The sequence below is a fragment of the uncultured Polaribacter sp. genome (assembly GCF_947497695.1).
Lineage (GTDB): Bacteria > Bacteroidota > Bacteroidia > Flavobacteriales > Flavobacteriaceae > Polaribacter.
On the sequence record NZ_CANMHM010000002.1, the window covers coordinates 324,976 to 338,704 of the forward strand.

A 13,729-nucleotide genomic window follows, 5' to 3' on the forward strand; every position below is an offset into this window, starting at 1 on the left:
AATTTGTTAATTAATTTATTTGTTATAATTATCTAGGGTCACCATATACTCTTAATTCTGCAATAGCTAAACGACCACCACCTGCAAAATTTTCAAGGTTATTGATTCTTAAGTATCTATACTTAGGTGATGTGATTGGAATAGGCCAGTTAAAACCATCTTGTGCAAACTCTAAATCTTCTGCACTTTGTTGTGTTAATGGTAAACCAGAAGGTTTAATTACTTCATAAGTTCCTAACAAATCCCAACTATCCCAACTACCATCTGAACTTGGGTTATTAGAACCCCAAATTTCAAATTTACGCATATTAAATTGCCAATAATAAAAGAAGCCTGCTCCTGTTTGCTGTGGGTAATCCCAAATACGAACACGGCTTATTTTTAATTCTTGACCTATATCTATTGTAAAAGAATGCGGTGCTGGTGCAGATGCATCTGTAATAAAAATTCTTGGCCAACTTCTAAAATTATTGTCAAACAATCTATCTAAACCAAAACCAAAGTCTTCTGTTGGTGCATCATTAGGTAAAGGAAAACCAGCATATTGAGTTCTAGGCATTTCTACTTCAAAAATAGGTTTTATTGTTTTAAACAATGTATCTGATGTATTTAAATACCTGTCTCTTACAGTAATTGCGAAATCAAAATCAAGTGTATCTAAACCTCTAACTGTTCTAAAAATATCATCGGTAGATGTATAAATACTATTTCCTGTATTTACCCAGTCATTGTTATCATCTTTTTCCATTACTAATATAGCAACATCTGTTCTTTCTGGATTTTTAGCTTCCACAAATAAACCACCAAAATCAGGCCCAACATTTAAAGAATCAAAAATTTCAAATATTGGCGAATTTGTAGGGTTTACAGTTACTGTTACAGGATCTGATTCTACTTCATTTCTACTTACCGATATCAACTTAATATCACGAGCCCCAGCTAATGAAAAACCATCAACTGTTAATCCGTTTTTATAAAAAGAAGATTTTATTTCTCTTTCTGCTCCAGTATCAATAGTATATACTGCTTTCACATACAACAAATTATCATTTTCAGGTAAAGTATAAGTGATTTCAGATTTACCAGAAAAATTAGTTACCGAAACTTCACTTACTTGTCCTGGCTTACTTGTATCATTGCTCAATGGAGCATTTACATTATCACTTTGATCACAGGCTACTAACACTGAAGCTATACAAAGCATAATTAAGCTATATTTTAATATAAATTTTTTCATAATTATTCTGTTTTATTAAGGTTTACCAACCTGGATTTTGAACTAGGTTAGGGTTACGCAATAATGAATTTTCAGATATTGGCCAAAGATAATCTCTTGGAGCTACAAACGTTTGTTGTTCTATATTTCTAATTTGATAGTATTCTAATTCTGTGATTCCAAAAAAGTTCCAACCACGAATAGGTTTATTTAATTCATCTGCTGCTTTTTTCCATCTTCTTAAGTCCCAAAAACGATGCCCTTCAAAAGATAATTCTATCAATCTTTCATGATGTATAATATCTCTCATTCCTTCTTTAGAAGTAAATTTTGCAGAGTTTAAAGAAAAATTTGTCCAAGATTCAGCAACTCCGTTTAATCCTGCTCTTTCTCTTACTAAGTCTGTATATCTTAAAACTTCTGCTGTAGGACCTTCTACTTCGTTTAAAGCTTCTGCATACATTAAGTATAAGTCTGCCAATCTAATTTCTGGCCAAGCGTAAGGTCTATATGCGTTTTGAGAAGAGTTAGACATTCTTCTATCTATTAATTTTTTAATGTAATATCCAGTAACATTAAAAAGAACCCCTGCATTACTCCCTGCATAATCATTAAATTTAGAACGGATTACCCAAGTATCTTCATCTGATCTAGATGGACTATCATCCTTATAAAACGTACTACCATCAAATCCTAGATTGGCATAAAAACGTGGTTCTCTATCAAAATGTAATCTTGCAGCTCTATAGCCTTCTAAAATATTGTATCGATGTGCTTCATCTCCAACCCTTAAATCTGTATCACTTCCAAAATTTATCGTTTTATCCTCATTCATTGGCACACCGTTTCTAGTGTAAAACATTTTGGCAATTTTTAAAGGAGGCGACAATATTTTTTGAGCTAAAGTATGTGTATAATCTGGATCTAAAGGAACCATACTTAATTGTTGCAAATTTGTAGTCTGACTGTTAGGGTTAGACCATATTATTTCTGGATTCCATCTTTCAGAAAGTGCTTGCCTCACACTCATTTTAGTTAATGTAGTATCTGATAGATTGAATTGATTTTGAGGAAAATAAAACAACGTACTACCCACTGATTCTGCAGATTGAATTGCTGCCAAAGTAGCTGCTGCAGCTTTCTCCCATTTAGTTGGGTCAATTGTTGTACTTATTAATTGTCTTCCTTTACTATCAATAAATCCTGCATAATCTGGGTTTCCATTAAATAATGGACTTGCAGCCATGGTTAACAATTTAGCTTTTATACTTAAAGCAATTGGCTTTGTGATTCTACCTAATTCATTTGTAGCGTCTTGAATATCTTCTGGTAATTTTTCTGCTGCTGTGTCTAATAAATTAGATATATAAGTAACACAATCATCAAAAGGCTCTCTAAAAATATTAATTTCTTGAGTAGATGCCTCAATTGGAATATTTACATCAATAATTGGAATTGGTCCATACATTCTTAGTAAATAATAATGATAGTATGCTTTTAAAAACTGTGCTTCAGCAATCCATCTTTCTCTTTCTGAACTATCTAAATCTATTACATTGTTAGTATTGCTTACTCTTTCAATAAAAACATTACAATGTCTGATACCTTCATAAATAGGATAATTATTTCCTGGACCCGCTCCATTTCTATTTCCTTCCCAAACATTTTGATAAACAGTACCAGATGTTTGTGTACCTATTGCAATTTGATAACTTGGAGTATTTGGTAAAATAATATTATTTTTCCAGATTTCATCACCTGCCAGCATACCAATATTAAAAGAAACGTTACCATTTTGTGGTATGTAAGAATAACATGTAAATAAATATTTTTCTGCTTCGTTTCTTAATGTAAAAGCATTGTCTATAGTTGCAACATTCTCAGGCACAATATCTAAGAAGTTATTACACGATTGTAAACCAATAACTAATGCTATTAGAGAAACAAATACTTTATTTTTTTTAAAATTTAAACCCATTTTATTTTTTTTAATTTTAATCATATTTTTAAAATCTAGCAGTTAGTCCTAAATTAAAAACCCCCTGTATTGGGTAGCCAAGTCCATTAGATCCTTGCTCAGGATCCCATAAATCAAATGCGCTCCAAACAGCTACATTGATAGCACTTGCATATACTCTTAAATTTTTAAGCCCTAATTTTTGGTATAAATTTTCTGGTGCGTTATACCCAAATTCAATATTTTTTAGTCTTAAAAAAGCTCCGTTACGCATCCACCAAGTTGACACTTGATTATTATTAACTTCTTGGTTGACACTTAATCTAGGCCAAAATGCATACACATCTCTATTATCTTCAGACCAGTGGCTATCTGCTATTGCTTTTAACAAGCCACTTTCTGAACTTCCGTTGATAAAAAATGGTTGTATTAATGCTGGATTGATAAAGAAACTAGATCTACCAGAACCTTGGAAGAAAAAACTAAAATCGAAATTTTTATACCCTACTGTACCCCCAAAACCAAATATAACTTCTGGTACTGTAGGTAAACCAATTGGTACACGATCCGTATTTGTAATTGCCCCATCTCCATTTACATCTCTATATTTAATATCTCCACCACGAACATCACCAAATTGTGTTGGAGAATTTGCAACCTCCTCATCATCTACAAACAAACGCTCTGCAATTAATCCATACGTTTGTGCTACAGAGTTTCCTTTTTGTCTTAAATAAGACAATTCATCTGGATAATCTAATTCTGCAAATTGAATTATCTCACTTTTAGAATAGGTAAAGTTTCCACGAAAACTTGTCCACCAATCTCTACCAAATTGCTTGTCATAATTCATAGCTATTTCAAAACCTTCGCTTTTCGCTTTACCAAAGTTGGTACTTGGAGTTACTTGCAAACCTTGTGTCGCTCCAATATCTTGTCTTCCTTGAAGAATATTAGTTCTTGTCTGTTCAAAATAATCTAAATTTAAAGTTAGAGAATTATATAATTGAATATCCAATCCTAAGTTTAGCTGTTCAGAGTTTTCCCAACTAATATTTGAATTTGCATAACTACCAATTGATACACCAGGTCTTCTAAAACCAAAATCCTCACCAAAAGTAGAACCAAATGTGTTGTTATTTAAATTTACACCTGCAACATATACAAAACGACTTACACCTGCACCTGTACCAATATTATCATTACCAACTGAACCATAAGTGGCTCTTAATTTTAAATCTGTAACCACATCTTTTAAAGGCTCAAAATATTTTTCATTATTAATTCTATAGGCTAATCCCATAGAAGGGAAAAAACCAAATCTATTTCCATCATCAAAACGTTCAGAACCATTGTAACCAAAATTAAACTCAAATAAATATCTTTTATCATAATCATAAGTTAATCTTCCAGAAAAACTATTATTTCTACTTGGCAAACTTGTATCTAGTGTATTACCTGGTCTTTGAAAACTTTGTAAAAGATTAATCAACATACCAGAAACATTGTGTACCTTATTAAAGGTTCTATTATAATTTAATGCTGTTTCTAAATGTATTCTAGAATCTAAAGATGTACCCCCTGCATTGAAGTCTAAAAATTCTGTACCTGCACCTGGAATACCACCAATAGCACCTTGGCTACCATCATTAATTACATTTAAAATTACCTCACCATTCTGCGGATTTCTTCGTCCTGAGTAATAAAATGGATTAAAACGTCTGTTTGTACTAAAAAACTGAAATCTTCTAATATACCCCATTGCTCTTGCACTTAACCCTTCTGTTATAAAGTCTAGGTCTTGCTTTAACTCTACTTGAACTTGAAAAGTAGAACTTTTATCTTCTTGAAAACCACTTACTGCGTTTGCAAAAGGATTCTGAGCTAACACACCACTACCTGGCCTTGTTTCTGCACCACCAAACAAGGGATGGTTTGTAAAGGGCGAAAGCTCTGCAGGATAAATTGCAGGAAACAAAACAGGGTTAGAATATAGAGCAGAACTAAAAACGCCTGCACCTCTTCCAATAGGCCCACTGTAATCGTCAATTTGAGCATACATTCTAATAATTGCTTCTGTACGTTTTGTTAATTGTAAATTTACATTTGATCTAAAAGAATAATTAATAAGCTTTACATTTGTGTCTATACCATTTAAGCTTGTTTGTTCTATTAATCCATTATCTACATTTAATGACCCAGACACAAAATAACGAGCTTTTTCACTACCTCCACTTGCACTTAGATTCACTGCTTGATTCCATGTAAAATCTTTAATTAAACGATCAATCCAGTTGTTATTTGGATATAACAAAGGATTGTCACCAGCAGCAGTTCTTTCTATTTTATTCTGAGAATAAGGAAGTATTGACAAAGGATCTCTTGTTAAGTTTGCTTCATTAGCCAATCTCATATACGTAATATTATCTGCTAATTTAAAATTATCTGTGTTAGAAGAAAATCTATTTTCTATTCTAACATCAAATTTGGCATTACCTACTTTACCAGCTTTTGTCGCAATTAAAACAACTCCATTTGCACCACGAGCTCCATATATAGAAGAGGCAGCAGCATCTTTTAGCACAGAAAAAGACTCAATATCATCTGGTAATAATCTTGCCATATCTCTATTTGTAGATTCAATACCATCAATAAGTATTAATGGACCTTGCCTACCTCCAGGACCAAAAGACCCTAAACCTCTAATAAAAAAATCTGAATTGTCTGAACCAGGCTCTCCACTTCTTTGAAAAGCAATCATACCTGCAACTCTACCTGCTAACATAGAAGTAAGGTTACTTGTTGGTGCTTGTAATTCACCAGGATTAATAGTAGTAATAGAACTTACTAAACTCTCTTTTTTCTGAGTACCAAAACCAACCAAAACAATTTCTTCTAGTTGATTATCATCTTCTTCTAGTATTACATTTATTTCTTTTTGACTTTTAACCGCTATTTCTTTCTTTTTGTAGCCTAAATAAGCAAAAACTAAAACTGCATCTGAGTTTTTAACTGTTATAACGAATTGACCATCAAAATTTGTTGAAAAACCATTTGCTGTTCCTTTTTCTAATACACTTGTCCCAGGAAGAAGGTTTCCTTCTGGATCTTTTACAGTACCTTTAATTGTGATTTGTGAAAACACAGTTTGAGTAAGTAAGACAAATAAGACTATTAGATGTTTTGTATTCTTCATACTTAAATATTTGTTTTAGATTGATTTTAGGTTTAAAAAAATGTAAATTACAATTTTACTTTTACCTTTATTTTAATATTAATTTTGGATTAACAATATATTAACATTTATAAATTGCAATTTAGGATTTTGTTAATTTCAAAAAATGGATAAAACAACTAAAAACATCAACAAAAACACTTTTACACTAAATCAAGATTATTTTTAGTTTTATTTAATAAATATAAATGATAAAAAAACAGAATTAGGAATTTAAAAAAACAGCTATAAAACAAATAAATTCTAAGTTAAAGAAAATTACATGAATCTTCTAAAACAATTTATTCTAGCTATACTACTTTATAAAACAATACATTATCTTAAAAAAAACATAAACACATCCTAATTATTTTACAACTTCTAATAACGTAAAAGTATATAAAATAAAAAACTCAGAATTTAATCAATCCTGAGTTTTTGAAACTTGCAAACTTAAGGTAGCAATGTCTTTTTTTTTTTAAAATAGACATTATAGTTTTTTTTTATAAAATCAATTAAACCAAACTGCATACTTTTGTCTACGCAATTCTAAAGCTAAACCCTTTTCTACTTTTAGAGCTTCTGCTTTGGTGGTTATTGGGTCAATACCATTATAAAGACTTGGTCTTAAATACAGTCCATATTTTTCTACAATATTAGAAGATAATTTACACCCTTTCTTATTTCGATATCCAGTTTTGTGTTGCACAAAACGCTCTTTAGGCGTTTTACTTGTCATGCCTACATACAAACACTGCAATACCCCATTAAACTGAGGGTTTGCATTTCTAAACTTTACGTTTTCATTAAAAACTCGTTTAGATAATTCTACAACATAAATTCTGTACAACATTTAAAAACTCTTATTAATGCTTCTTTTGCTTCTGTAAATTACCTTGATGATTTAATATAATTTCTTGGTCTCTGTATTTACAACATGGATGAACAGAACTGTAGGCATTTTTAGTTGCTAAAAGTTTTTTATCATTTACATCAAAAACATCATGACCAACTGCTAAAATACTTTGTTGTATTGTTTCAACATCTGTTTTACGTTCATCCATAATTACATTTAATTGATGCGTTTTTACATTCCACATTGCAAACTTTACACCTTTTGATTTTAAAGCAGCTGTTTCAATTCGTTTTTTACACATGCCACAAATTCCATCTACCTTAAAAGATACTTTTGCACTTTTTTGCTTTTGTATTTCTTGTGATTGCATAGTAAAGCTAATCATAAAAAGACTTAATATAAATACTATTTTTTTCATACTTAAAAGAGTTAAGACCTTTAAGGTTTTAAAGACCATAAGGGCTGATTATTGCTAAATTATTTTAAATCGTAAACCTGTATAAAATGCACGTCCAAAAATTGGTGCATACACAATAGTGCTATCAAAATTTGACCCAAAAGGATTATCACTAGCTAAAATAGGATTTTTTTGTTGAACATTTGTTAAATTTTCTGCTCCAACATAAACTTCAAACTTGTTTGAAAATACTTTTGTTATTTGAGAATTTAATGTTTGAAAAGGGTTAGAAAATTTAGATAATTGGTACTGTATAGGGTTAGAACTTGTATTTGGCAATCGTTGCTTACCAATTGCATTAAAAGTAGCATCAAATTTCCATTGAGAACCATTTTCTTCTAAATTTGTTTCATAGGAAAGGTTTGCAAAAAACCTATTTTTAGGTTGAATTGGTTTTTGAAGATTACCACTCTTATAATCTGTTGCAACATCAAAGTATTTGTATGCTGTTCTTAAATTAAAATGAGCTGCTACATTGTAATTCACTTCAACTTGAAAACTATTTGCTATGCTTTTACCATTTAAATCATAAAAAGAAATTTCTTGTGGATTTTCCCAATCAACCACCACTTGATTTGCAAAATCTGTTTGATAGAAATCGAAGGTAATTTCTCCCTTTTTATTGAACATATTGAATTTTTGCATATAGGAAACTCCGTAATTCCATGCAATTTCAGGATTGAGCCCATAAATACTACCCCCAACATTATCAATATTTATTTGTCTAGAACTGGCAAATAATTGTTGATTTTCTGCAAAAATATTTGCACTTCTTTTTCCTCTTCCTATAGATGCTCTTAAAACACTATCTTCCCAAGGAACGTATCTTAAATGTAAACGAGGTGTAATAAAAGTACCTAATAAATTATGTGTATCTACTCTTAATCCTGCTGTTAAGCTAAAATTATCTAAATTATTAAAAGCATATTCAAAAAAAGCACCTAAAGAATTTTCATTTCTTTTAAAATTATTAAGGTTTACCAATTCTTTATAATCATCATAAGTAAAACTAAGTCCTGTTTTAAATTTACTTCTTGTATCACCAATAATAGAGTTAAACATTAGATTAGAATACACACTTTGATGCTTAATATCATATACATTTAAACCAAAATAAGAATCTTGTTGATGCTGGCTAAATGCAGCCTGAAAACCAAAACTTTGATAAGGAGTTTCTGGAAAAACATACCCTAATTTGGCAGAGGCGTCAAAACGTTTGGTATCAATTTCACTTCCCCACACTTGGTCAGAGCTTAATTTTGTGTTTTGATAAACTCTATCCGTTGAAGGGTTATAATCGATTTCTCCTGTTTGTTTTTCATCATTTAAAAAACGTAAATTTATAAAACTCACCCAACCTTTTTCTGCATCTGTAAACTGCCAGCGACTCATTACATTGATTTGATTTGCTAAAGGAGCATCTAAAAAATTATCGTTATTATTATCAAATTTTTCTCCCCTATAATTTCCATGAATATAAAAACCTGTTTGCCATTTTTCTGAAACTCTTTCGTTAAAATGCGTATTTAATTCTAACCTACCATTTAAGGAAGAGTAGGCATTTAAAAAGAAAGTGTTGTCTGTAAAAGGCTTTACCAACTCTGTATTTATTTGTCCAGAAACACTCTCAAAACCATTTACAACAGAACCTGCACCTTTTGTAATCTGAATACTTTCTACCCAAGTACCTGGAGTAAATGTGAGTCCAAAAACTTGACTTGCTCCTCTTACAGAAGGGATATTTTCTTGCGTAATTAACAAATACGGACTTGTTAAACCCAGCATTTGTATTTGCCTAGTACCTGTTAAAGCATCAGAAAAACTAACATCTATTGATGGGTTTGTTTCAAAACTTTCTGCCAAATTACAACAAGCTGCTTTTAATAATTCTTCTGAATTTACTGTAAATTCGTTTTCTGTAGAAAAGAATGATTTATAGGTAGATTTCTTTTCTGTTTTCACAATTATTTCTGCTAAGTCATTTTCTTGAGTTAAAAAATGATGTAGTGGTTTTAAACTTGTTATTGTAATTGTATCGGTTTTATAGCCTAAAGAATTAACGACTAATTTTTTATATTCAGGTTTATAATCAATTGTAAACCAGCCTTTTTTATTTGTTATTGCACTTACGTTTGTGTTGAGCCAATGTACAGTAACATCAACAACACCAAGGTTGTCTTTTGGATTATTTTTATCCATAATCATCCCTTTAAATGTTGTTTGAGAGAAAATTATGTACGGAATTAGCAATAAAAAACTGCTTATTATAAATTTTTTCATTGTTTTTGATTTTATTAAATATTGAATATTGCGTTTTAGATTCCTGTTTTCACGGAATAACAATTTCAAGAGAATTATAGTGGTAAAAGAAACACTATAAGTTCATTTTAATAAAAATCAAATTAAAAAAGTTTGGTATAAAACCTGATAATCTAATGGAATATCTGGTGGAGAAAAATCTTTATAAGTGGATTTATTTGATTGATTTTCAACAAATAAATCATTGTAAGAAATATAAAAAGCGACTAAAACTTGTTGTTCTTCAATATTAAAATTAGCAATAGAAACTTGCTGCAATTCATTTTGTCCCTTGATATGATGTACTTCATCTTTACAGCATTTTTTTTTCTTAACAGGTATGTTTTTCAATTCCATACCACATCCTTTAGAATTGCCTGTAAAAGAAACATCCACTAAAAAATCACCACAATAATGTTTTTCTACTGTAAAAGAAAACGTAGAAAACAGCACTAAAAGGGCTAGTATAAATGAGGTTATTTTAAATAATAAATTTTTCATTTCGATTACAAATTTACAATAACCATCGCTAAAAAATTGTTAAATTATTCTTTACTTAATTTTTGATAATAAAAAGCAGGTAAAAGCAACAATAAAAGTAGTGGGTGTATGATAAATCTACGAATGTAAAAAGGCAATAAATAGCCAGTTTCAAAATTATTTTTAATCAAAAAGACAAAAACAATTATCAAAAATACAAATGCAATTAAAAAGAAAAAAGTGGCAAATTTTAGGTATTCTTTTCTTTGGAACAAAACCCAAATAATAGCTAAAGATAGTATTGAGTTTAAAAAATATCTATAAAACATATGTACTAATAAACGCCAAATATCAATATTTTCTATGTTTTTATACAAATAGTCATTTTTAAAATAAACTACTAATGGATCATAAAATAACTCAGATGCAAATGCTCTGACTGCAAAAAACATTAGAAAAAGTAAAGAAGCAACTGTAATTTTCAAATATGTATTCATTTTTTGAATTTAGAAAATTGATGCACCCAAATAACCCACAATAAAAAAATAGCACCATAAATAATTGCAGGAAATATAAAATCATGCAAAAAACCTAATTGATCTGGAAATTTATAAATCATTACTGTTAAAAAGGCTATTCTTAACACATTTACAACATAAATAAAAATACTCCCCAAAAAAGCAAACATAAAAGTTGTTTTAAAGGATGCTGAAAAAGCAATAATAAAAGAAACAAATAAAATTATTAAACTTACAGAGTTACAACCTTCTATAACTCTAGCAGTATAATTACCTTCAATAATTAATTTCACAGACATTTCTTTATCATGCTGAACAGCAGAAACATCATACCCAAACATTGAAAGAACTTTAACTGTTTGCTCAGCTACAGCAGTTGTAATAGTAGATGTTTTATAAGTAATTGTTTTTTGTTGAGATTTTTGTAAATACCCATTATACAAAGCCACCAACACAAAATAACTTACAAAAAATTTAACTAAAAAAAGGATAATGTTTCGATGTTTATTCACTGATAATATTGATTAATTTAGCCACTTATTAATAAACGAATATACAAAATGAATATACAAAATGAATATAGATATTTTAAAACAAAAAATAAATACTATTATTATTTCTAGCAATACAAAAGAAAAAAAACTACAGGCAATTTGTAATTATTTAGAACAACAAATAAGCTATTATGATTGGGTTGGATTTTATTTTAACAACGGTAATAAAAACGAATTAAAGCTAGCACAATATAAAGGCGAGGCAACAGAGCACACTATTATTCCTTTTGGTAAAGGTATTTGTGGGCAAGTAGCAATTAGCAAACAAAATTTTATTGTGCAAGATGTTACAAAAGAGCGCAACTATATTTCTTGTGGATGGAAAGTAAAATCGGAAATTGTAATACCTATTTTTGTGGATGGTAAAAATATTGGCCAAATTGATATTGATTCACATACAGCAAATGTATTTACCCAAAAAGACGAACAACTTTTAGAATATGTTTGTAAAAAAGTAGCCACCATTTTGTAATTTATTTTTGTTAACTACTTCTATTTTTTGTTACTATCTTTTTATTGGTAATCATTCATTGTTTGTGTAGTTTTGCGTTTTTAACAACACAATAAAAAATGAGCACTTCAAAAACTATTAAATCTGCTTTAATTTCCGTTTTTCATAAAGATGGTTTAGCACCAATTGTAAAAAAATTAAACGAATTAAATGTAACAATTTACTCTACAGGAGGCACAGAAAAATTTATTAAAGAACTAGGAATCGATGTGGTTCCTGTTGATGAAGTTACTTCTTACCCTTCTATTTTAGGAGGAAGAGTTAAAACTTTACACCCAAAAGTTTTTGGAGGTATTTTAAACAGACAAGACAACGAGAGTGATGTTGCTGAATTGGCGGAATATGATATTCCACAAATAGATTTGGTAATTGTCGATTTATATCCGTTTGAAAAAACAGTTGCTTCTGGTGCTCCAGAACAAGACATTGTAGAAAAAATTGACATTGGTGGTATTTCTTTAATTAGAGCATCCGCAAAAAACTTTAAAGACACTTTTACGGTTTCTTCAATGGAACAGTATGACGAATTTTTATCAATTTTATCAGAAAATAAAGGAACTACCTCTATAGAGCAAAGAAAAAAGTTTGCTGCAAAATCTTTTAATGTTTCCTCTCATTATGATACAGCAATTTTTAATTATTTTAATGCTGATAATTCTGAAGCTGCTTTAAAAATTAGTGAAACCAATGGTACCGTTTTAAGATATGGAGAAAACCCACATCAAAAAGGATACTTTTTTGGTGATTTAGAAGCTATGTTTGATAAGTTACATGGTAAAGAATTAAGTTACAACAACCTATTAGATGTTGATGCAGCAGTTAATTTAATTGAAGAATTTAAAGGAGAAGCACCAACTTTTGCAATTTTAAAACATAATAATGCTTGTGGTTTTGCACAAAGAAACACCATAAGTGAGGCTTATACTGATGCATTAGCAGGAGACCCTGTTTCTGCTTTTGGGGGTGTTTTAATTGCCAATACAGAAATTGACAAAGAAACTGCAGAAAAAATACACACCTTGTTTTGTGAAGTAGTGATTGCTCCTTCTTTTGCAGAAGATGCTTTAGCAATCTTAAAAGGAAAGAAAAACAGAATTATCTTAATTCAAAATGAAGTTGCATTGCCAAAAACTTCTGTAAGAACATGTTTAAATGGCACTTTAGTACAAGATAAAGATAGTATTACAGATCAATTAGCAGATTTAAAGTACGTTACAGATACAAAACCTACACAAGCTGAAATAGATGATTTATTGTTTGCTTCTAAATTGTGTAAAAACACAAAATCTAACACAATTATTCTGGTAAAAAACAAACAATTATTAGCTGGTGGAACAGGGCAAACAAGTAGAGTTGATGCTTTAAACCAAGCTATAGAAAAAGCAACTTCTTTTAAATTTGATTTAAATGGATGTGTTATGGCAAGTGATGCTTTTTTCCCTTTTCCTGATTGTGTAGAAATTGCAGATAAAGCAGGAGTTAAAAGTGTCATTCAACCTGGAGGCTCTATCAAAGATCAACTAAGTATTGATTATTGTAATGCAAACAATATTTCTATGGTAATGACAGGTACAAGACATTTTAAACATTAATAATTAATATGTAATTTACAATCAGAATTTTAGTAAGTTTGTAACAATACATCAAAAATAATACAATAAAGATATT

General features: G+C 29.9%; 11 protein-coding genes. 2 read left to right on the plus strand and 9 right to left on the minus strand.

Annotation, left to right across the window (positions count from 1 at the left end):
- Window positions 1-28: 28 nt before the first annotated feature.
- From Q0731_RS03720 to xrtF, 9 genes are all read right to left on the minus strand, one after another.
- Window positions 29-1,237, minus strand: a complete 1,209-nt coding sequence (locus tag Q0731_RS03720; RefSeq protein ID WP_299060048.1) for a DUF5000 domain-containing lipoprotein — start codon at window positions 1,235-1,237, stop codon at window positions 29-31.
- Window positions 1,238-1,259: 22 nt separating this feature from the next.
- Window positions 1,260-3,218, minus strand: a complete 1,959-nt coding sequence (locus Q0731_RS03725; RefSeq protein WP_299060051.1) for a RagB/SusD family nutrient uptake outer membrane protein — start codon at window positions 3,216-3,218, stop codon at window positions 1,260-1,262.
- 4 nt (window positions 3,219-3,222) lie between these two features.
- Entirely contained in the window at window positions 3,223-6,369 is a 3,147-nt protein-coding gene (locus tag Q0731_RS03730; protein ID WP_299060054.1) for a TonB-dependent receptor, read from the minus strand.
- 529 nt (window positions 6,370-6,898) lie between these two features.
- On the minus strand, window positions 6,899-7,240 hold the full coding sequence (locus Q0731_RS03735) for a ribose-5-phosphate isomerase (protein WP_299060058.1): 342 nt from the start codon (window positions 7,238-7,240) through the stop codon (window positions 6,899-6,901).
- Window positions 7,241-7,253: 13 nt separating this feature from the next.
- Window positions 7,254-7,661, minus strand: coding sequence for a heavy-metal-associated domain-containing protein (locus tag Q0731_RS03740; protein ID WP_299060061.1), 408 nt, complete (start codon window positions 7,659-7,661; stop codon window positions 7,254-7,256).
- 54 nt (window positions 7,662-7,715) lie between these two features.
- Window positions 7,716-9,980 (minus strand): TonB-dependent receptor, encoded by a 2,265-nt coding sequence (locus Q0731_RS03745; RefSeq protein WP_299060064.1) that lies wholly within the window; start codon window positions 9,978-9,980, stop codon window positions 7,716-7,718.
- A gap of 117 nt (window positions 9,981-10,097) precedes the next feature.
- On the minus strand, window positions 10,098-10,499 hold the full coding sequence (locus tag Q0731_RS03750) for a hypothetical protein (RefSeq protein ID WP_299060067.1): 402 nt from the start codon (window positions 10,497-10,499) through the stop codon (window positions 10,098-10,100).
- A 44-nt stretch (window positions 10,500-10,543) separates the two neighbouring features.
- Window positions 10,544-10,975 carry an exosortase F system-associated protein gene (locus Q0731_RS03755; RefSeq protein WP_299060068.1) on the minus strand — a complete coding sequence of 144 codons (432 nt, stop codon included), beginning with the start codon at window positions 10,973-10,975 and terminating at the stop codon, window positions 10,544-10,546.
- A complete protein-coding gene (gene xrtF / locus Q0731_RS03760; protein ID WP_299060071.1) occupies window positions 10,972-11,508 on the minus strand; it encodes an exosortase family protein XrtF in 537 nt (178 codons plus the stop codon). The genes Q0731_RS03755 and xrtF overlap by 4 nt, the downstream gene beginning before the upstream one ends.
- A gap of 61 nt (window positions 11,509-11,569) precedes the next feature.
- Between xrtF and Q0731_RS03765 the strand changes: the two genes are divergently transcribed.
- Complete coding sequence (locus Q0731_RS03765) at window positions 11,570-12,022, plus strand: GAF domain-containing protein (protein WP_299060076.1); 453 nt, start codon at window positions 11,570-11,572, stop codon at window positions 12,020-12,022.
- 98 nt (window positions 12,023-12,120) lie between these two features.
- Window positions 12,121-13,653, plus strand: a complete 1,533-nt coding sequence (purH, locus tag Q0731_RS03770; RefSeq protein ID WP_299060079.1) for a bifunctional phosphoribosylaminoimidazolecarboxamide formyltransferase/IMP cyclohydrolase — start codon at window positions 12,121-12,123, stop codon at window positions 13,651-13,653.
- Window positions 13,654-13,729: the final 76 nt, after the last annotated feature.